At 61.0% G+C, this 19,329-nt stretch carries 18 protein-coding genes; 8 read left to right on the top strand and 10 right to left on the bottom strand.

Annotation, left to right across the window (positions count from 1 at the left end; genetic code table 11):
- Nucleotides 1–270 precede the first annotated feature (270 nt).
- Complete coding sequence (locus E8F06_RS23810; RefSeq protein ID WP_280371886.1) at nt 271–744, top strand: ATP-dependent zinc protease; 474 nt, start codon at nt 271–273, stop codon at nt 742–744.
- Nucleotides 745–800: 56 nt separating this feature from the next.
- On the opposite strand, the gene E8F06_RS23805 is transcribed toward E8F06_RS23810, so the two are convergent.
- Together E8F06_RS23805 and E8F06_RS23800 are read right to left on the bottom strand one after the other, a co-directional pair.
- A complete protein-coding gene (locus E8F06_RS23805; protein WP_280371675.1) occupies nt 801–1,856 on the bottom strand; it encodes a 3-keto-5-aminohexanoate cleavage protein in 1,056 nt (351 codons plus the stop codon).
- Nucleotides 1,857–1,905: 49 nt separating this feature from the next.
- Entirely contained in the window at nt 1,906–2,754 is an 849-nt protein-coding gene (locus E8F06_RS23800; protein WP_280371673.1) for a TauD/TfdA family dioxygenase, read from the bottom strand.
- 303 nt (nt 2,755–3,057) lie between these two features.
- Here E8F06_RS23800 and E8F06_RS23795 point away from each other — a divergent pair, with 303 nt between their 5' ends.
- The 6 genes from E8F06_RS23795 to E8F06_RS23770 all read left to right on the top strand — a co-directional run bounded on the left by E8F06_RS23795 (nt 3,058) and on the right by E8F06_RS23770 (nt 8,989).
- On the top strand, nt 3,058–3,435 hold the full coding sequence (locus E8F06_RS23795) for a LuxR C-terminal-related transcriptional regulator (RefSeq protein WP_280371671.1): 378 nt from the start codon (nt 3,058–3,060) through the stop codon (nt 3,433–3,435).
- A 115-nt stretch (nt 3,436–3,550) separates the two neighbouring features.
- Nucleotides 3,551–5,386, top strand: coding sequence for a sensor histidine kinase (locus E8F06_RS23790; protein WP_280371669.1), 1,836 nt, complete (start codon nt 3,551–3,553; stop codon nt 5,384–5,386).
- Nucleotides 5,387–5,392: 6 nt separating this feature from the next.
- Nucleotides 5,393–5,773, top strand: coding sequence for a response regulator transcription factor (locus E8F06_RS23785; protein WP_077524628.1), 381 nt, complete (start codon nt 5,393–5,395; stop codon nt 5,771–5,773).
- Nucleotides 5,774–5,777: 4 nt separating this feature from the next.
- On the top strand, nt 5,778–5,972 hold the full coding sequence (locus E8F06_RS23780) for a hypothetical protein (protein ID WP_280371666.1): 195 nt from the start codon (nt 5,778–5,780) through the stop codon (nt 5,970–5,972).
- Complete coding sequence (locus tag E8F06_RS23775; RefSeq protein ID WP_280371664.1) at nt 5,956–7,638, top strand: GspE/PulE family protein; 1,683 nt, start codon at nt 5,956–5,958, stop codon at nt 7,636–7,638. The genes E8F06_RS23780 and E8F06_RS23775 overlap by 17 nt, the downstream gene beginning before the upstream one ends.
- A gap of 139 nt (nt 7,639–7,777) precedes the next feature.
- Nucleotides 7,778–8,989, top strand: coding sequence for a patatin-like phospholipase family protein (locus E8F06_RS23770; RefSeq protein WP_280371662.1), 1,212 nt, complete (start codon nt 7,778–7,780; stop codon nt 8,987–8,989).
- Nucleotides 8,990–9,289: 300 nt separating this feature from the next.
- Here E8F06_RS23770 and E8F06_RS23765 read toward each other — a convergent pair whose 3' ends face one another.
- The 5 genes from E8F06_RS23765 to E8F06_RS23745 form a co-directional block, all read right to left on the bottom strand.
- Nucleotides 9,290–9,904 carry an SCO family protein gene (locus tag E8F06_RS23765; RefSeq protein WP_280371660.1) on the bottom strand — a complete coding sequence of 205 codons (615 nt, stop codon included), beginning with the start codon at nt 9,902–9,904 and terminating at the stop codon, nt 9,290–9,292.
- Nucleotides 9,905–9,924: 20 nt separating this feature from the next.
- Nucleotides 9,925–11,802, bottom strand: coding sequence for a multicopper oxidase domain-containing protein (locus E8F06_RS23760; protein ID WP_280371658.1), 1,878 nt, complete (start codon nt 11,800–11,802; stop codon nt 9,925–9,927).
- Between the two features lie 883 nt (nt 11,803–12,685).
- Nucleotides 12,686–13,429: a class I SAM-dependent methyltransferase gene (locus E8F06_RS23755; RefSeq protein ID WP_280371657.1), complete on the bottom strand. Its 744-nt coding sequence runs from the start codon at nt 13,427–13,429 to the stop codon at nt 12,686–12,688.
- Nucleotides 13,430–13,587: 158 nt separating this feature from the next.
- Nucleotides 13,588–14,013 carry a GNAT family N-acetyltransferase gene (locus E8F06_RS23750; RefSeq protein ID WP_280371655.1) on the bottom strand — a complete coding sequence of 142 codons (426 nt, stop codon included), beginning with the start codon at nt 14,011–14,013 and terminating at the stop codon, nt 13,588–13,590.
- A 71-nt stretch (nt 14,014–14,084) separates the two neighbouring features.
- Nucleotides 14,085–14,471 (bottom strand): VOC family protein, encoded by a 387-nt coding sequence (locus tag E8F06_RS23745; protein WP_280371653.1) that lies wholly within the window; start codon nt 14,469–14,471, stop codon nt 14,085–14,087.
- 282 nt (nt 14,472–14,753) lie between these two features.
- On the opposite strand from E8F06_RS23745, the gene E8F06_RS23740 reads away from it, so the two are divergent.
- Nucleotides 14,754–15,710 (top strand): nitronate monooxygenase family protein, encoded by a 957-nt coding sequence (locus E8F06_RS23740; RefSeq protein ID WP_280371651.1) that lies wholly within the window; start codon nt 14,754–14,756, stop codon nt 15,708–15,710.
- A gap of 239 nt (nt 15,711–15,949) precedes the next feature.
- Here E8F06_RS23740 and E8F06_RS23735 read toward each other — a convergent pair whose 3' ends face one another.
- From E8F06_RS23735 to E8F06_RS23725, 3 genes are read right to left on the bottom strand one after another with little or no spacing between them, the layout of a single operon-like run.
- Entirely contained in the window at nt 15,950–17,326 is a 1,377-nt protein-coding gene (locus tag E8F06_RS23735; protein ID WP_280371649.1) for an LLM class flavin-dependent oxidoreductase, read from the bottom strand.
- A gap of 53 nt (nt 17,327–17,379) precedes the next feature.
- Nucleotides 17,380–18,216, bottom strand: coding sequence for an amino acid ABC transporter permease (locus E8F06_RS23730; protein ID WP_280371647.1), 837 nt, complete (start codon nt 18,214–18,216; stop codon nt 17,380–17,382).
- Nucleotides 18,213–19,034 carry a transporter substrate-binding domain-containing protein gene (locus E8F06_RS23725; protein WP_280371646.1) on the bottom strand — a complete coding sequence of 274 codons (822 nt, stop codon included), beginning with the start codon at nt 19,032–19,034 and terminating at the stop codon, nt 18,213–18,215. Before E8F06_RS23725 ends, E8F06_RS23730 begins: the two co-directional genes overlap by 4 nt.
- Nucleotides 19,035–19,329 lie beyond the last annotated feature (295 nt).

Here is a 19,329-nt window from a genome sequence, read left to right as displayed (position 1 = left end):
GGCACAAGCATGAGGATAGACAGCCGGCGGGGGCGTGCCCTATGTCAATCGGGAGGCGGCCCCAGCCGTGACTGCACTGAAGCGCGCAACGTTCTCGACGCTTGTGGAGGCGATTTCAATCGCAAGAACGGTTGTGGGACTGCCCTTGGGAGGCGGTCATGTCTTCACACAACCTTGACGACGCCGGGAGCAGAGTGGGGGCCTTACCCAGCGAAGGAGCCATTCATGGCCCGCCACAAAGTACGTCTGCTCGCACTGCTCGCGAGCTTGATGATGATCCCCGCCGCGTTCTCCGCCACCCAGAGTCCGGCGAAGGTGTTCGGCTGGGTGGAAGAGGGTCTGCTGCTTCCCGAAAAAGTCTCGGTGAAGATCAAGCTGGACACCGGCGCGCTGACGTCCTCCATGGACGCCAAGGACCTGGAACGCTTCGAGAAGGACGGCAAGAAGTGGGTTCGCTTCAACGTCGAAGTGAAGGACAGCGAAACCGGCAAAATGGTGAACATTCCCTTCGAACGCCCGGTGGAACGGAACGTCAAGGTTCGCGGCGCGGGCGGCGCCGAGCACCGTCCGGTGGTGAAGCTGCAGATGTGCATCGGCGATCGCGTCTACAACGAAGAATTCTCCCTGAAGAACCGCGGCAAGATGCTCTACCCGGTGCTGATCGGTCGCCGCACCCTGGAACACCTGGGCGCCGTGGACGTATCCCGCACGTTCACCACCGAGCCCAAATGCACGCTGCCGTGATCGGCAGCGTGCGTCGAGTAATGGTCGGTCAGTTGCATTGCTGACCGACCGGAGCATCAGGTGTGCTGCGTGAAGCCGACCTGACCCGGCTTGCGGTTGGGCGCGAAGCCGTTCCTGGCCAGGGTCTCGTCGGCGTCCTTGTAGAAGGTCCCGATCTTGTAGATCTTGCGGGCTTCCTCGCCGTTGGCCACTTCACGGCCGAACTCGCGGGAGATGCGCACCAGCTGCTCGATCTGCTCGACGGTCGTCATCTTGGCGGTCTGGCGCTGGTTCCAGATGTTGTCCTCGATGCCGCAGCGTACGTGGAGGCCGAGAGCGATGGCCATCATGTTCAGCGGCAGCACATTGCGCATGCTGGTTTCCAGCGTCAGCACCGAACCGTCCGGGCAGGCGCGCACGAAGTTGGCCAGGTCGTACGGATTCGGCGAGTCGAAGCCGCCGCCGATAGCGACCCAGGTGAGGATCAGCGGCACATTGCACGCGCCGCGGCGCATCATGCGCTCGACGGTATTGAGTTGGGTGATATTGGCCAGCTGGAAGTGAGTCTGGATGCCGTTGGCGGAAAGGCGGCGAATGTGTTCCTCGACCCAGGCAGGACCGGCCGGGATGGTCATTTCCTGGTAGGCCTTGAGCATCACCGGGTCTTCCAGCGAGGTGCCGCGAATGTCGGCGGCGGTCATCTGCTCGCAGACGTTCATCTGGTTGGTGTTGATCGCGATGGTCACCTGATCCGGGGTCGGGGTCAGCTCGGCCAGCATGTGGCGGGTGTCGTCGGACAGCCACTTGGCAACGTCGCCGTCGTTCTCGGGTGCAAAGGAAATCGAACCGCCGACCTGGAGGATGATCCCCGGGCAGGCTTCACGGATACCTGCCAGCAGTTCGTTGAATTTGGACAGGCGCTTGGAGCCCTTGCCGTCTTCTTCACGCACGTGGACGTGCAGCACGGTGGCGCCGGCGTTGTAGCAGTCCACGGCTTTCTGGATCTGCGCGTCCATGCTGACCGGGATGTCTTCCGGGAAGTCGGACGGCATCCACTCCGGGCCATAGGGGGCGGCGGTGATGACCAGCTTTTCCATGTTTTCGACAAACAGGGAACCATCGATGAAGTTCATGACTTACTCCTGGGATCGGCGATCTAGTGGTTGTTGTGCGGTTCGATGATCAGAAGGGCTTGTCGCCGATGATTCCGGCGCGTTCCATCTTGCGGACGCAGGGCGGGTAATCCATCGCGGCGTAGTGCTGGGTAGAGCGGTTGTCCCAGATGGCCATGCTGTTCTTCTTCCAGCGCCAGCGGACCTGGTATTCCGGGATGTAGGCCTGGCTGACCAGGTAGCGCATCAGGTCGCTGCCGCCCATGCTGTAGTCCTGGCCGTAGCGCACGCGCTCGGGCGTGTGGAAGTTGGTGAAGTGGGTAGTGAACGCATTGACGAAGAGGATCTTTTCGCCGGTTTCCGGGTGGGTGCGCACCACTGGGTGCTCGGGGTCCGGGTACATGGCCTTGATCGCCAGGCGCTTCTCGATAGGCATGGCCGCGCCGAAGCTCGCTTCGATGCTGTGGCGGGCGCGCAGGCCCTCGATGCGCTGCTTCACGTCTTCCGGCAGCTTCTTGTAGGCCAACGCCATGTTCGCCCACAGGGTGTCACCGCCTACCGACGGCCCTTCCACGCAGCGCAGCACGCAACCCATGGGAGGGGAGTCGCGCCAGGTGGCGTCGGTGTGCCAGGCATTCTCGTAGCGGTCGTTGGGCTGGCCCGGTTCCTTGTAGATGCGCACCAGGCCCGGATGCTCGGGGTCGCTGCCGGCCACCGGGTGGTCTTCCAGCTCGCCGAAGCGGCGGGCAAAAGCCACATGCTCGGCACGGCTGATGTCCTGGTCGCGCAGGAACAGCACCTTGTGCTGGAGCAGGAGTTGGCGGATTTCGGCGAAGAGGCCGTCATCGTAAGCCGCATCCGCGAGGTTCACGCCGATCAGCTCGGCCCCGATACTGCAAGTCAGTTGTTCTACGCGCATCTTGTTGTTCTCCTCTGGCGAAGTTTGTTCGGCCGGGCGAGCTGCTGGGGAGCGGGGCCCTCAGCTCAGGCCGCGAGGAGAAATCTAGGGATGGAGAGGGGGGAGGCGACCATTCATTTGGTGACAGGGTTTTCGCAGTTCATGTCAGGATCCCGGCCTCCGGTGCAGGATCTTGTGTGCCATTGATCTGGGTCAGTTTTTTGCAGGGGGACGCCTTCAAACGAGGGAGCACGTTGCAGGGTGAGGTGATTGCCTATGCTTTGAGCACCTGACGGACGAGCCGGAAAGGAAACTACGGCTACGGTGTTCATCGCCGACGCCACGCCGATAGTACGTGGCGCGCTGCGCGACCTGTTGGAGGAGATGGGGCACCAGGAGGTGTGGAAGGCTGCTGACGTACCCACGGTGCTGACACTGGCGCGCGAGTCGGCCGTGCTGCAGTTGATCGCCGAAGGGAAGACCAATCTGCGCATCGCTGAAGAGCTGCGGATCAGTTTCAAGACCGTCAGCACCTACAAGGCGCACCCACTGGAAAAGCTCGACGTTAGCTCGAATGTCGAACCGGCCGAAATCGCTCGCCGAAATGGTCTGGTGGTCGGGCCGGCATTTCGTGCAAAGCCGACTAGATTGATGAAGGGCCTCCTCCAGAAATACTCGCCCCGTGAATTTGCCGGTTCCTGACTTCAATGCTTCTTCCCCCCGGCAGTGGGCAGACGTTTGGCGAGGGCTTCCGCTCGGAGCCGGGCAAGTGCAGAAGTTCGACACACGGAATCCTAGACTCGACGGACCTTTCCGGATGCTCCAGAAAACTCTCGACAATGACGAATTTTCCAGCGATGCGCGGCTTATGCGGGGTCTGGCTCGCCTGCGCGGTACTGTGGTTCTGTCTGTGCTGCTGTGGTTACTCGTCGTGGCTATGGTCGCCTGGTTGCATGGCCGACGTCAGCTCGAAGATGAAGTCGCGGAGCTTGCCACTGATACGGCGCTATACCGCGACTCTGCAGTGCGCATCGCCAACCAGAATTTCCTCGAGCTGAGCAAGATTACGGCGTTGCTCACCGTGCGTGCCGACGTGCTCGCCCTTTCTGAAAAATACAGTGCATTTGGCCGAAGCTTTGCCGACCTCGCAGTAGCGCAGCGCATTGCGCAGCTCAAGGATGACGCGCAGGTTCAGTCGACCAGTGCGAGGCTGCAGGAAATCGTTGGCGACTTACGCTACGACCTGATCTTCGTCGAGGATCGCTTCGGAACCATCATCGCCAGCAGCGACGCCAATAAACCGGACACCGTGCTGGGGCTGAACTTCGCTGATCGCCCCTCATTCCAGGAGGCGATGAAGAACGAGGAAGGCTCGATGTTCGTCGTCGGGCGCACCTCCCGAGAGCTTGGCCTGAATTTCAGCTCGCGGATCGGCGAGTCCCAAAGCGAGGCAACCGGTGCCGTCGTGGCCCGGCTGCCCGTGGAGCGATTCGTCGAGCATCTGTCGCGCAAGGGCTACGAGTTCATCATCATCGACAGCTACGGCATGATCGTGGCTTCAGGAGATCCCGGTTTGTTGCTCAACCATGTCGGGCCTCTGTCCCCCAGGCGCCCCGATGATGAGCGACTGAAAACGTACTACCGGCAGGACCAGCTCAAGGCCATCGATCTGGCCCCCTATGAAGGCCGCTTGCATGACCTGCACTGGGCTCTCAACGGAAAGCCGATCCTGCTGAGCCTGGCGAGCCTTGGCAACAAGGGCTACCAGCTCGGGGTTTTCAGCAGTCTTCACGAAAAGGACGAAATCGACCGCGCCTATTTCGTCATTGGCTTGCTCGTCGGCTTCATGGGTATTCCCATCGGCATCGCGCTGTATTCCCTCTTTGCCGGGCAGATGCGTCGCGCTGCCTCCGGACGACGCCTGAAGGCCGTCAATGCGCAGTTGGAGCGCGCCAACGCAGAGAAGAATCGCTACCTGGGTATTGCCGCACATGATCTGCGCAATCCCCTCAGCTCCTTGCGCGGGCTAAGCCAGCTGATGCTGGAAATGGATTTGCCGGAGGAGCAGAGGCTCCAGTTCGTCAACGTCATCCACCGCACCAGCGACGAGCTGCTAAACCTCGTTAACGACCTGCTGGATGTCTCCCATATCGAAGCCGGGCGTATCGAGTTGTCGCTATCGCCTGTCGATCTTCCTGCGCTTATTCGCGAACGCCTTGAGCACCTGACGCTCCAGGCCTCCCGCAAGCAGATCCGTATCGACCTTATCACCGGCGACATGGCGGCGACGCCACTGGATAAACGCCGCTTCGGACAGGTAATCGACAACCTCGCCAGCAACGCCATCAAGTTCTCCCCACTGGGCTCGGTCGTCACCGTGCGTGCCGCGGACAACAGCGATGGGGTGGAATTTTCGGTCGAGGATGAGGGGCCCGGGATCGGCGAAGTCGATCGCGAACTGCTGTTCAAGAGCTTCCAGAAGCTGAGCGCCAAGCCGACCGCCGGGGAAAAGAGCACCGGACTGGGCCTTTCCATCGTCAAGAACATCGTCGAGGCCCATGGCGGGCGTATCGACGTTGAAAAGGCCCCGAGCGGGGGCGCGCGGTTCGTTGTATTGCTGCCGCGCTCCCTAACGACTGCCGAGGAGACCTGATGCGAAATGAAGAACGTCAAGACACTGATCGCTGACGACGAGGATCATATTCGCCTGTTCGTGAAGACCCTGCTCATGGGCATGGGGTGTGACGTCGTCGCCGAAGCGCGTAACGGGCAGGAGGCCATTGCGCTGTTCGAGCAGCACCATCCCGACCTCGTTCTGCTCGACATCAACATGCCGATCCTCGACGGTCGCGCGGCCCTGCGCGCCCTGCGTGCGCAGTCTGATGATGTGACCATCATCATGCTTTCCTCCCTGGCCGGCGCCGATGTCGTCGAAGACTGCCTCGATGCCGGGGCGGATTATCTGCTGCGCAAGGACTTGCCGCTGGAGGACCTGCGTCGCGAAATCGCGCAGATCTGGCAGTCCCGAGAAGAGGGCTAGCGCGGTGAAATACGACCTCAACCAGATGCTCGAAGACATTCGTCGGGACGAGCCCCCGGAGCCGTCGTCGCCCGACCGGAACATTCTGAGCCAGGACGAGATCCGCAAACTGGCTGCGTCGCGCAGGCGCCGAGGGCGAGCAGCCGCGGCCACGCTCGAGGCTGCGCCGGAGCAGGAAAAAAATGAGCGCGATTCCTAACCCCGGCTTTGTCCTGCAGATGCTGGAGCGTGGTCTGGTCGACCGGGACGAGATGCGGCGCCTCATGGGCGGCGAAGAAGATGCTCTGCCGCTGGTTCGGCATCTGCTCGCCGTCAATCGGCTGCCGTCACAGGAATGCATGATGGCCTGGGCCGAAGGGTTCGGACACACCTGGATCGACCTGGGCGCGACGCTGGTGGACCACGCCGTGATGTCGCTCTTGCCGCGCGAGCTCGCGGAAAGCCAGTGCGTCATGCCGATTTACCAGCTCGGAGGAAAGGTGACCGCCGTCATCGCCAATCCAGACGACAGAGCTCTTGTGGCGAAGGTTGCTGCGATCATCAAGACACCGCTCAGCCTCGTCGTGGCACTGCCGGAAGCAATTGCCGAAGCGGTGCAACTCAACTATCCCACCGAAGCAGATATTTCTAATCTCGAGTCGTCGGCACTGCAGACGGACACGGTGGGCAAGACCGAGGAGGACATCAATGCCGCCGCCAAGTCGGAAGAAATCATCCGCCTCACCGATGCACTCATAACCCTGGCGATCAAGGAGCGAGCAAGCGACATCCACATTACGCCGCGCGAGACCGATGCAGCCGTCCGCTTTCGCGTCGACGGCGTCTTGGCGACGCGTTTCGTGCTGGCACACGTGGTTCAGCAGCGCGTTGCGGCGCGCATCAAGGTGCTGGCCAAGATGAACATCGCCGAGCGGCGGTTGCCACAGGATGGACGCCTCGCCATCGACCTGCCGACACGGCGGGTGGAATTCCGGGTGTCATCCGTTCCCAGTCTGTTCGGTGAGAACCTGGTGCTTCGCATCATCGCGACCTCGGCCGGGCGCGATATCCCGAAGTTGAGAGACCTCGATCTCAGCGCGGACAACCTGCGTGCCCTGGAGACCATGCTGACTCGGCGCGCCGGACTGATCCTGGTAGTGGGACCTACCGGCGCTGGCAAGACCACAACACTGTTCTCGGCCCTCAACAGCCTGGATGCCACTCAGCAGAACATCCTCACCGTCGAGGAGCCAGTCGAGTACGTCTTGCCTGGCGCGACCCAGGTTGCGGTCAATCGGGGCGTCGGCCTCGGTTTCGTCGAGGTCCTGCGTGCCTTCGTGCGGCAGGACCCGGACATCATCATGATCGGGGAAATACGTGATCGCGAGACGCTGACGATTGGTTTCGAAGCGGCGCTGACCGGGCACTTGGTGCTGGCATCGATTCACGGAAACAACGCGGTGCAGTCGCTGATCCGACTGCGCCAGCTCGGCGCGCAGGACGAGTGGCTGGCCAGTGCGCTATTGGGCGTCGTCGCGCAACGGATTGTCCGCCGCATCTGTCGCGCGTGCCGAACCCCCTATACCCCTTCGTATGAAGAGCTCGCCCGGTATTTCGACTTCGAGGGAAACCCGTCTGTCAGCTTCTACCGTGGTGTCGGATGCGAGAAATGTCGGCATACCGGGTACAGAGGTCGGATTGCGATTCATGAAGTGGCGGAACTCCTGCCCGAGGTACAGGATCTTGTGATTTCCGGGGCAAAACCCTCGGAGATTTTCGCAGCGGCTTCGCGATTGGGGCTGCGCCCGCTGCGCTACGACGGACTCAAGAAAGTCCTGCGCGGCATGACAACCATCGACGAACTGGACAGGGAAATCCCGCCCTGACCGGAGGTCGCTACCGTTACACCCGGTTGGGGCGAAGGACCGGAGGGATTGAAACGGGTCTGCCTACGACGAGACCTTGTGCGGCGGGATGTTCAAACAACGCGTCTCATACGATACAGGCACAGCGAGAGAGTCGACCATGAAAGCCACCAACCTGATCGTGGCCCTGTTGATACTGTTACAGGGCTGCACCATGACGCCGACACGCCTGCCGGCGGTACCGAACGACCTGACGGCGAGAGCGGAAATTCCCGGCATGCCTGGGGTGCGTTATGTCGGGGGTGGTGATATGACAGAGTTCACACGAATCGGCATTCAAGCGCTGCAGCGGGAGCAGGCTTACCTTGCAAAGCAAGGGCACAAAGGCCCCCTGCCGCCAGCGGTATATCTGGCCATTTCGGGCGGCGGTGACAATGGGGCGTTCGCCGTTGGCGTGTTAAATGGCTGGACGGCTACAGGTACGCGCCCGGAATTCAAACTCGTTACCGGCATCAGCACGGGCGCACTGATCGCGCCTTTCGCATTTCTGGGGCCGAAGTACGACGCAACGCTGAAAAAGTTCTATACCACGCTGTCACCGAAAGACGTCCTCGAGCCGCGCAGTTTTCTCGAGGGCGTTTTGGGTGATGCAATGTCAGACAACGCACCGCTGTTGAAGCTGACACGCGAATCGTTGAATGAACAGATACTCAAGGAAATCGCCGCCGAGTACGCCAAGGGCCGCTTTCTGTTAGTCGCCACTGCAGACCTCGATGCGCGACGCCCCATAATCTGGGACATGGGGAAAATCGCGACCTATGGCGGTCCTGCGGCATTGGATCTGTTCGTGAGAGTCATGATTGCATCCGCCTCTATTCCAGGAGGATTTCCGCCCATGATGATCGACGTGGAAGTCGATGGTAAGGCGTATCAGGAAATGCACGTGGACGGCGGCATCATGGCGCAGGTATTCGCTTATCCGGCGTCGGTTCGCGTCGATGAGGAAGCAAAAGCAATTGGAGTGACCCGCGAGCGCAAGCTATACGTGATACGCAATTCACGACTCGATCCGGACTGGGCGGACGTCGAGCGCAAGACCGTGAGCATCGCCGGTCGCGCGGTCACCTCGTTGATCCACAGCCAGGGTATCGGCGACCTTTACCGGATTTATTCCACCGCCCAGCGTGATGGTGTGGATTTCAACCTCGGGTTCATACCCTCGAGCTTCAACGCTCCACACAAGGAAGAGTTCGATAACGAATACATGCGCAGTCTCTACACCACCGGTTACGACATGGCGGTGCAGGGCTTCCCTTGGCTCAAAACACCTCCCGGATTCACCGCTCCCGGTGTAACAGCAGCAGGGAAGTAGTGAGCGTGCATTGTGCCCAACGGCTGGTTTCTACGCTGCACTGGCGGCTAGAACCTGCGGAGAAGCGCCTGTACGGTTGCACCCACAAGGTAATGGAAGGCCACCATGGCTTGTTGCGTCCGGTTGGTCCTACGTTCAAGGCATTTGGCGCAAGTGAATTGTTCACTGTAGCGAACCTTGAACAGTCGCTACCGGCAGAATCTCTGCCGGTAGCGACCGGCAGCGATCGTCCCATGGCGGCCAGCCAGAAGTAGCTGAGCAAATCAGGGAGAGATCGCTGTCTCCTTTCTGTCGGTAGCCTTATGTCGCGCGCAAACGGGTTCGATCCACGTGATTGATCGTGCGCCAGATCTGTTTGGGCGTTGCCAGGGCGGCCGCCGTGGTCCAGCGATGATCCGCGTCGCTTCCGATGCGCAGCAAACCCGTGTGACTGGCCTTGTTGGCGTCGACCAGCGGGTCGGGGTCGTAGAAGCCGAGGGCGTAGCGCAATTGCTCGACGTCGTCAGGCCGGCCTGTCAGGAACTGCCAGCCAGGTCCGATGCCATGCTGTTCGACGTATGCCTTGAGGACCTGCGGGCTATCCAGCAAGGGTTGCAGGCTGATCGAGTACATGAAAACGTCGCGCCCCGCACGGTCTCCCAGGAGCTTCTGTACCTGTTTGAGGTTCGCCGTGGCGGTCGGGCAGATTCCGGTACAGCTTGCATACATCATGTTGATGGCCACGACCTTGCCACGCACCAGGTCGTCATAGAACCTGACCGCTTTGCCCTCGTGCGTGTACAACGGCGTATTGGGAATGCGTTGCTCGCCGGTCGTGCCGGCCTCAGTGGGGCGCAGGTTCAGGACACTGTGCAAGGCGTATAGCCCTAATGCGACGGTACCCATGCCGAGCATCAAATCTCTGCGTGTGTTCATCTGATATCCACCGCTGCTGATCAAGTCGTTTCATCGACGACATTCAAGCGCACCATCATCTCGTGGTCCTCGTGGATCACGTTGTGGCAGTGCATCACGTACTTGCCGGTGAAGTCCCGAAAGCGCACCAGCAAACGGATGGTCATGCTTCCCGTGAGCACGAAAACGTCTTTGCGCCCTTGCTCGTGAGGCGGCACGGGCACCTCGACACCCTCCACGCTCTTGCTGAGGATGCGGCCTTCTTCCAGATGGATGTGAACGGGATGGTCCCAGCCACCCTTGCCCGACAGTTCCCAGACTTCGGCGGCACCTAGAGGAATCCTGTTGCCATTGTCGTCCTCGGCGTCGAACAGTTTGCCGTTGATCGCCCACATGCCGTTCTGGCGATCGAACTCCCAGCGCCGTTCTCGTAGCCGGTCGAGCTCGTCCGGGGTCGGCAACTCCCGTAACGGACGCAGCTGGTCGGGTACCTGGCTGAGGTCCTGTTGCGCCGGGTTGCGATCGACAATGATCTTCAGCACCCGAGTGCCGGGACTGCGTACCGCGCTGGGCTTGCGGGTACTGTCTTGCTGCAGGCGATTCACCAGATAGAGCTCGGTGCCGATCGGGTACTGGGAAAAGTCCACCACTATGTCGGCGCGCTCGGCCACCGCGAGGCGCACCTTGGTCTCTCCGCGTAACGGCTCCGGCAGCAAGTTGCCGTCGCTGGACAGGTAGTCGAAGCGTTGTTCCTTGCCAGAGGCATCTACCAGGTAGAACTCGTAGAAGCGGCTGGGCCCGGTGTTGAGCAGGCGCAGACGATACTTGCGGGCATCCACCGGCAACACCGGTTCGATCTTGCCGTTGACCGTGACCTTGTCGCCTAGCACGCCTTCCGGGCCGAGCTCATTCCAGAACAGCAGGCCGTTGGCGTCGAAGCGCTTGTCGCCAAAGGCCAACGGATAGTCATAGTCGCCGCTGGGCAGACGTAGGGCATTGGGGTTTGAATCGCGCTCGTCGCCCGAGTCGAACTCATCGAATATCAGGTAAAAGCCCGCCAGCCCCAGGTAGGTGTTCGGTGCGGTGAAATCCTTGGTGTGGTCGTGGAACCACAGCGTGCCCAGTCCCTCGCGATAGTCACCGATCGGCTGGCCATTGGCGGAGTAACCGGTGAACGGGCCGGGATTTTCCAGGTTTTCCAGGTACCCCGCGTAGAGGTTGTGATAGAGGTGATCCTTGAATTCCCCTGGTGTGATCTGCGAGGCATCCCGCAAATCTGCGGCGCTATAGAAGTCGGACGGGAAGCCGTCGCACCCGGAGGATGCGTGCAGATTGTGCAGGTGGGTGGACATTTCCGGGCTGCCAACCCGCGGACGGACGAAGCCCTGCGCAACCAGTCGGTCCGTGGACTCGGTCAGTTGGCAGTGGAAGCGGCAAATGATCGGTCGGCCGTAGCGCGCGATGATCGTGAGAGGGAACGTCGGCTTCGGCGTGGCTGTCTGATTGGTGCCCTGGTACGTCCAGATCATCTGCCTGGCTTGGGGGTAGTCGGGATGAAATTGCCAGGGAACCGCCTGGGCGTTTATTTCATAGAGGTCCGCTCCGCCCAGGCGCTCCAGTACCTCGAAATGCTGGTGGGCCGGGCGCCCGGCTTCTCCATCGTCCACCTTGGCTTCCAGCTCGGAGAGTGGAAACAGGGCGTCCACCTTGTTCAGCGGGACAATCTTCCGTGGCAGTACTTCCAGCCACGGTCTGGTGGGTGGACTGCTGGCGACGTCTTGACCACCTGGACCTGAGGACGACGTTTGCGAGCCGCTGCCAGAACCTTTTGCGGCTGAGCTGTCACGGCCACTCAGCAACAGCGGCGCGACCATTGCGCTGGTGGACCACTTGAGGAAGGTGCGGCGTGCTCCGTCCACGGGTGAAGCTTGAGAGGGTGTAGGCTTCCAGCCCCTCGCTGGAATGAGCCTTTTCCCGCCCGCGGCGGGCACTCTGCTTTCCCATGTAAGCATGTCGGCTGCTCTCCTTGTTGCGTGGTTGGTACGAGCCCCTCGCGAGAGCTGGTATGAACGCTAACCAGGTGAGTGCCACCGCCTGAGCGCACCTGAGCGGACCTTGTCGCTTCAGTGGTCAAGGAAGGTCGGTTACGACTGCGATGACCCCGCCAGGAGGTGGCGCTGCTGGTCAAACGAAAGGTGGGCCATGGAGGAGGGGAAAGGCGAGCATATTCGAGGGAAAAACGAGTTCCGCGCGGCGGGGCGATGCGCTGTTCACAATAAGACTCCCAACGATTGATGAGCCCCTGAAGCGCTTTGCTCGCCTGTTTTTACTCACAACAACAGGACTTCATCCTTTTTAATTGTCGATCAGAAGTTTAGCTGCTCATGAAATCAATGCGATATCTTATCGCTATTATCAGTGTGCCATCAGCGCCATCGGTACTATTCAGAGCACCGCGCTTAACGTAGGAATTTCCGGAATAAAAACGAAAAGTCAGAGCGACACCAAATCTCCACCGAAAAGGTATATCTAACAGAAATCAGACGCAGAAATATCTGCGTTAATGAGGGATGTATTATTCCATTCCGTATTTCTGCTTCCGACCAACTACGGTTGCTCGCATCCGGTCACTTTCGACCCATGGCTACCTCTGGGAAACGGCCGCAATCGGCGAAACCTGGACGTTTAGAGCAGAGAAAATAACTCTGTCCGGAACATCACCAGAGCCTGAATGGCCAGCTTGCGGCTGCTCCGGCGTTGCAATGCAGCGTGGCCGACGATCAAGAGATCGTCAGCAGGTTCCTAGTGCTTTACGCAGACAAACAAAGCATTCCCGGACGTACCGCCCCAGGGAGTTATCCGTTCGTAGTCATGCTCGAAGACGTGCACTTCGAAGTGCGGCTGCAACAGCTGCTGCAACTCGGTGAAGCTCAGGGCAACCATGGCGTGTTCGTCCTGCCAGGCCTGGGTCACCCCCTCCGTGGTCTTTTCGATGCTCAGGCGCAGTGCCTGTCGCTCGCCTTCACCGCTGTAATACCAGCCGGAACCGAAGGTGAAGTGACTGCCTTCGTGCTCCACGGTGTGACGCACGAATGAGCGGTTGTCGATCTGCTGCTTGTCCACCGTGTTGAAGCAGAACACGCCGTTATCCTCAAGCGCGCTGTGCACGCTATCCAGGCACGCCCGCAGCTGTTCGAGCCCGGCGTTGTAGTGGATCGAGTAGAGGAAACAGGTGATCAGGTCCAGCGGCTCGCCCACTCGGAAGCTCGCCATGTCCTGCCGACTGAACTGTGCCTCGGGGCAGCGCAACTGGGCGAGATCCAGCATCGGTTGATTGATGTCCAGACCGGCACTGCGATAGCCGAAGTCGAGGAAATGGCGCACGTGTGGTCCGGTGCCACAGGCGAGATCCAGGTGCCTGCGCCCCTGATTGCCGAACAGCTGGTGAAGCCGGCGCACGCAGTTGCTCTGGGCCTGGTAGTCGATGTCGGCGCACATCAGGTCGTAGTAGGTGGACAGGTCGGTGTACAGCGCATTGGAGGACATAAGCAGCCAGGGGGCGGAAGTTTCGGCGCAGCATAGTACCTCAGCCCCGAGCGCTTCCCGCCGAAAACAGACTTCCCGCCCCAGCCACTGCGAGCTGCTTCCCTGTTGCTTAGCGCTGTGTCGTCATAGGCCTATCGGTCAGGGCTTGACTCGGCACGTCAGGCCAGGCGCTTCTGGAAGAAGAAGCGCTTGTGCTCCGGGGGGAAGTCATCCAGGTGGCCGAACTCGGTGAAACCGTGCTTCTGGTAGAACGCGGGGGCCTGGAAGTCGAAAGTATTCAGCCAGATTCCGACGCAGCCTTTTTTCCGTGCAATGTCTTCAGCCATGTTCATCAGGCGTGAGCCTGTGCCTTGTCCCCTCGCTTGCTCAGGTATGGCGAGCAGATCGATGAACAGCCAGCGATAAAATATCTCGCCGTAAAGGCCGCCAATGATTTCGTTGGTGTGTTCATCACGGACCAGCAGGGCGATAGTTTCTGGCTTTGGGTCACCCGCTTTGGAACGGTTATGCGCCCGCAAGGGCCGGAGGATGGCCGAGAGCTCATCTTCTCCTGGGTTCTCTGTCATTTCGATCCGAGTACTCATTCGCTATTCCCTTAGATTTCTACGCTGATATGAACTTGTGGGGCCTTCGGTCCGCCCCGGTGGCAAGCAGTTCAATGCACCTGCACGATCTGAATCAGATTCCCGCACGTATCGTCGAACACCGCGAGTGTGACTGAACCCATGGCCGTCGGGGGTTGGGTAAAGCGGACGCCAGCGGCTGATAGCCGGGCGTATTCGGCGTGCACGTCGTCGACGCCGAAGAAGGTGTAGGGGATGCCGTCCTGCTTGATCGCTGATTTGAAGGGCTTCGCGGCTGGGTGGATGTCGGGCTCCAGCACCAGTTCGACGCCGTTGGGATCGCCCGGCGAAGTCAGGGTGAGCCACCGATGTGGGCCCATGGGAATGTCGTGCTTCAGCTCGAAACCGAGCACGTCCCGGTAGAAGGCGAGGGCCTTGTCCTGGTCGTCGACGAGCAGGCTGGTGACAACGATCTTCATCGATCTTTCCTCCCTTTGGATGCGGAGCATCCTGCTGATCCGAGCGCTGTGATGGCGCTTCATTGGTGAAGACTCGTGATAGTAGCTGCTCACCCTGGCCGATCCAGAGCCGCGATCAGCAATTGACCGCGGTGAACCAGATCTGTGCCGGGGTGGCCTGCGTCCGGCTCTCGTGGGGCTGGCCGGCCCGCGCGGCATTCATGTAGCTTGCGCGAGGCTGGCTCCCGGTGGGGCCCCGCAGCTTGAGCAAGCGTCACCATGCGCACAAAACAGGAGTTCATCATGTCTAGACTGCCCGCACCGATGGATCGCTTGCCATTTCCGGTGATTGGCTCCCCGCTGTTCATCATCAGCAACCCCAGGATGCTGATCGAACAGTGCAAGGCTGGAATCGTCGGCTCCATGCCGGCGCTCAATGCTCGTCCGGCCTCATTGCTGAATGACTGGCTAGCCGAGATCACCGAGACCCTGGATGCTTACAACCGGGAAAATCCCGACAGCCCTGCGGCACCGTTCGCCATCAACCAGATAGTGCACAAGAGCAATGATCGTCTGGAGCACGACATGGAGCTCTGCGTGAAATACCGGGTGCCCATCATCATCACCTCGCTTGGCGCCCGGGAAGACATCTACGCGGCCGCGCATTCCTACGGCGGTGTGGTGCTGCATGACGTGATCAACAACACCTTTGCTCGCAAGGCCATCGAGAAAGGAGCGGATGGTTTGATCGCGGTCGCCGCGGGCGCAGGCGGCCACGCAGGCGAGAAGAGCCCATTCGCGCTGATCCAGGAGATCCGCCAGTGGTTCGATGGCCCGCTGGCGTTGTCCGGCTCCATTGCCACCGGAGGTGCGGTTCTTGCCGCACAGGCCATGGGCGCCGACTTCGCTTACATCGGCTCGGCCTTCATTGCCACCGAAGAAGCCAATGCCGTCGATTCCTACAAGGAAGCCATCGTCGGGTGCTCATCCGACGATATCGTTTACAGCAACCTCTTCACTGGTGTGCATGGCAACTACCTGAAACCTTCGATCATCGCGGCGGGCCTGGACCCCAACGATCTTGCGCAGAGCGATCCCAGCCAGATGAACTTTGGCGGCGACGCCAAGAAAGCCTGGAAGGACATCTGGGGCTGTGGCCAGGGTATCGCCCCGGTCACCAAGGTTCAGGGAGTGGCCCAGTACGTCTCGCAGTTGAAACGCGAATACGCGGAGGCAAAGGCCAGGCTGACGGGTGCATAACCAGGAACGCCTTGTGCTTGGCGCTGCTAGAGGAGGCCGTGTTTGGTCCCTCTGGCAAGCCATTACTACCCGGGCGGAAAGGGTGCTGAACGAGGCTTCTTTCGAATGACTGCTTGTGGCTGCCGATTGCTGCCCCTCGCCAACGGCGGTGGGCATGGCTGGACTGGATGTCTGTGAAACAACGCGTTTCCCTATGACCGAAACGCTTCGCCTGGCCTATGTCGCCCCCGCGGACAATCTCAGCGATCAAAGCGGAAGGTCGCGCCGTAAGCACTGTCCGGCAGGCGGTCGGAGCTGTCCTCTCGCAGTCGCGAACGGAACGACCCTTGCGGCGCCTCGGTGCGATACAGACCACGCTTGATCAGCTCCGGAACCACCAGTTCGGCAAAATCCTCCAGAGTGCCGGGACTCACCAGCGGGTTGAGCATGTAGCCGTCGGTACCGGAAATTCGCGCGTGCTCTTCGATGCGGTCGGCGACCTGCGCCGGCGTGCCTACCAGGATCAGGTCGCTGCCTCGGGTTACCCGGGCGAAGCGCTGGCGCACCTCGCCAGCGGTCAACGGCTTGCCGCTACCGTCCGGGCGCATCACGTAAGACGTCAGGCCCTCAGTCTGGGTGGTCAGAGGCTCGTTGTCGGCGTAGCGATCGATGTCGATGCCGGTATCGCCGGCATAACTCACCAGTTGGGCATTCAGGTGGTAGTTGCTCTGCAGCTCATCGTATTTGCGCTGCGCGTCGATGGCGGTGGGCGCGGTGACGATCCGCAACACGGTCAGGGACTTTACGTCGTTGCGGGCCCGGCCACGGGCTTCGGCCAGATTGCGGATATCGGTGAGGCCCGCGCGGATTTCCTCGGGGTTCGATTTGGCGACGAACACCAGCTCCGCATGCTTGGCGGCGAACTGCCGCCCACGCTCGGACCAGCCGGCCTGGATCAGCACCGGTGAGCGCTGCGGCGAGGGCGCGCAGACATGGGGACCAGCCACGCGATAGTGAGCGCCTTCGTGGTCGATGCGGCGGACCCGGTCGCCTCGGGCGTATCGCAGTCCGGACTTGTCGGCCACCACCGCGTCGTCCGCCCAACTGCCTTCCCAGAGCTTGTAGACCACGTCGAGGAACTCCTCGGCGCGCTCGTAGCGGTCGCCGTGACGGATCATCTGGTCCAAGCCGAAGTTGTGGGCGGCGCTGGACAGGTAGGAGGTGACGATATTCCAGCCGATGCGCCCACCGGTCAGGTGGTCCAGGGTGCTGAAGCGTCGCGCATGGCTGAAGGGGTGTTCGTAGGTGGTGCTAACGGTCACGCCAAAGGCCAGGTGGCGAGTTTGCGCGGCCAGGGCCGGGATGTGCAGCAAGGGGTCGTTGGCCGGGGCCTCCACGGCCCACTTCAGCGCAGCGTCGGCGGAGCCGCCGTAGACGTCGTAAAGCCCCAGCACATCGGCGAAGAAGAACAGGTCGAGGTTAGCCTGCTCGGCGATGCGCGCCTGGTTCGACCAGAAGTCCAGGGTGTTGATGTGCAGGCGCTCGTCGGCCGGGTGGGTCCAGAGGCTGGGCGCCCCGCCGCAGCCGACGCTGGCCTGTTCGTAGAGGGAAAAGAGAAGGGGCTTGGGATCGGACATGGTCATTCCTTGAGGTATTCGGATCGGGCCCGATGGCGGGCTCTCGGGAAAGATCAGCGGCGTTCGGCGTAGGCCTTGCCGTAGTGGCGTTCCAGACGGGCCTGGATCAGTTCCAGGGCAATGGATAGCAACCAGTAGATGACCGCGGCAGCGGTGAGCATCTCGATATAGCGGTACGAGGAGCGGCCGTAGGACTGGGCGAGAAACATCACTTCCCAGACCCCCATCACCGAAACCAGGGACGAGTCCTTGAGCATGGAAATGAACTGGTTGGTGGTGGGCGGGATGATGGTGCGCATGGCCTGGGGCAGGACGATGCGCCAGAAGGTAAGGGCAGCACTCATGCCCAGCGCGGCGGCGGCCTCGCGCTGGCCCGGCGCCACACCGATGATGCCGGCGCGGAAGATCTCGCTGAGGTAGGCGCCATAGTTCAGCGACAGGGCGAGGATGCCCGCCGTGATGGCGCCCGGCACCACGCCCAGCTGCGGCAGACCGAGGTAGATCAGCAGGATCTGGATCAACAGCGGTGTGCCTCGGAAGAACGAGGCGTAGAAGGTGGAGATACCGAAGGCCACGGCGCTGCTGGAAAGTCGCGCCAGCGCGGCGACGAAGCCCAGGACCAAGGAGCAGGCGATGGAGCAAAGGCTGAGGAACAGCGTCAGTGCCGCGCCCTGGAGAAAACCGTTAGGCGCGAGTGTCAGGCCGGTCAGGTTGCGCCACTTGTCGATGATCACCGAGAACTTCAAGTCGAAGCCCAGGAAGAACGCCACGCATAGCGTGAGCATCACCGCCCAGGTCAGGTACAGCCGAGTACGGAAACCGAACAGCCGCTCGATCAGGCTGGGGCCCGCCACGATACGTGGCGGGAGTTGGGGCTCGAAGGCAGTCATTGAGTGATATCTGCGCCGATCCATTTGTTGGATATCCGCGCCAGGGTGCCGTCCTGACGGAGCTCGCCGATCACCTGGGTGACTTTGGCATCCCACTCCGGATCACCTTTCTCCGTGGCCACCACGTTGGGCTCGCCGTAGAGGGTGTCGCCGGCGATCTTGAAGCGCGGGTCCTGGGTGATGCGCTCGCGCGCGGTCACCAGGTTGGTGACCATCGCGTCCAGGCGTACACCGGTACCGAGCGCCAGGTCCTGGAAGGCCACGGTTTCGTTGTCGTAGGGGGCGATTTCCACCTGATCGAAGGGGTAGCTCAGTGGCTTGTCCTCAGCGCCTTCGATGACCAGGTCCTTGCGCAGGTAGCTCTCGTAGGTGGAAGCACTGATCACGCCGACCTTTTTGCCGGACAGGTCTTTGCCCGAGTCGATACGGGTGTCCTTGGCGTTGACCACGACTACGGCAGGCGACTCGTAGTACTTCACCGGGAAATTGAACACTTGGGCACGGGCCTGGCTCGGGGTCATGGAGCAAATGCAGACGTCGTAGCGGCCGCTCCAGTGGCCGGCGGCAATCACGTCCCAGGATGGGGTTTCCAATTTCAGTTTCACACCAAGGCGATCTGCTACCGCCTTGGCCACATCCACGTCGAACCCGTCCAGTTGGTTCTGCTCGTTGAGGAAAGAGAAGGGCGGATAGTTCTCCATCAGCACCCCCACCAGTTCACCCTTGCTCTGGATGCGATCAAGCGTCTGGCCGGCGTGGCTGATGGAGCTGGCAGTGAGAAGGGCAAAACCTAGTGGCAGCAAGGAACGGATTTTCAAGGGAACTCCTGTATGGGCGAGGCTGATTGAGTGTCTGTTCAATTAAAAGGTAATAAAAAAATACTTAATAATAATTTAGGGGAATATTTGACTGCCCGCCGGCTATATCGCCCGTGCCGTGAGGCTTGGCTGGAGGTGTGTCTGAAGGGGAGGGGCGTTGCCGGTCAGGACTTCGGGGCCGTGGTAGTCCTGTTGAGTTGCTGGGGCAGCAGCAAGACGCGCACGCCTTGTTTGCAGGCAGTTCTTGTCAGCCAGGGAAGTTCCCGGTGACAGAACCGCCTGCACGCGGCTCGCA

The organism is Pseudomonas sp. BN411, assembly GCF_029871235.1.
Lineage (GTDB): Bacteria > Pseudomonadota > Gammaproteobacteria > Pseudomonadales > Pseudomonadaceae > Metapseudomonas.
This window is presented reverse-complemented; position numbering and strand designations above follow the sequence as displayed.